This is a genomic window from Acinetobacter sp. (assembly GCF_036666595.1).
Taxonomy (GTDB): Bacteria; Pseudomonadota; Gammaproteobacteria; order Pseudomonadales; family Moraxellaceae; genus Acinetobacter.
Genome location: NZ_JAVWVO010000100.1, coordinates 1 through 639 on the forward strand (window position 1 = coordinate 1; position 639 = coordinate 639).

Annotated in this window: 1 protein-coding gene and 1 pseudogene; one reads left to right on the forward strand and one right to left on the reverse strand. The window is 37.2% G+C overall.

Going from position 1 to position 639, the window contains the following annotated elements:
- Window positions 1-338, forward strand: a 338-nt coding sequence (locus RR876_RS17000) for a YnfA family protein (protein WP_332637192.1), incomplete at its 5' end; no start/stop codon positions are given.
- A 25-nt stretch (window positions 339-363) separates the two neighbouring features.
- On the opposite strand, the pseudogene RR876_RS17005 reads toward RR876_RS17000, so the two are convergent.
- Window positions 364-639, reverse strand: a pseudogene (locus tag RR876_RS17005) (hypothetical protein); the annotation flags it as partial.

A 639-nucleotide genomic window follows, 5' to 3' on the forward strand; every position in this document is an offset into this window, starting at 1 on the left:
CCAAGGTGATTACGACCTTTTGCCTTTTTTTTGTCACAGCGATTGCGGAAATTTTAGGTTGTTATTTTCCCTATTTAATTTTAAATCAAGGCAAGTCGCATTGGTTTTGGCTTCCGACAGCATTAAGTTTGGCCATATTTGTGTGGTTACTGACCTTGCATCCTGCTGCATCAGGTAGAATTTATGCCGCTTATGGTGGAATTTATATATTTACGGCTTTAATGTGGTTACGTTATGTCGATCAGGTGGTGTTAACCCGTTGGGATATGTTGGGTGGTCTGGTGGTCATATCGGGTGCGATGATGATTATTTTGCAACCTCAAGGTTTGATACGTTAGATGGCTAACGTATCAAGTTATAATCTTAAAATTGACACTCGCTGTTTTTAATTTTTAGATCATAGGTTTTTTGAGGTGCACTTAGTTTGACTTCAACATAGTAGGGATTTACGCGTTGGAATTCATGCTCAAAAAATAAATGGCAACTGTTGATTAAGTTTTGTGTAATGAAGTGTTTTACTTCTTTATCGCCAATATCTTCAGCGAATTGTGTGAAATCTGGAGTGGTGATAATTCCTTGGATCTCAATGTGATCTGCATATAATCGTAATTGTTCAATCACTGTATTTTGATCAGCTTG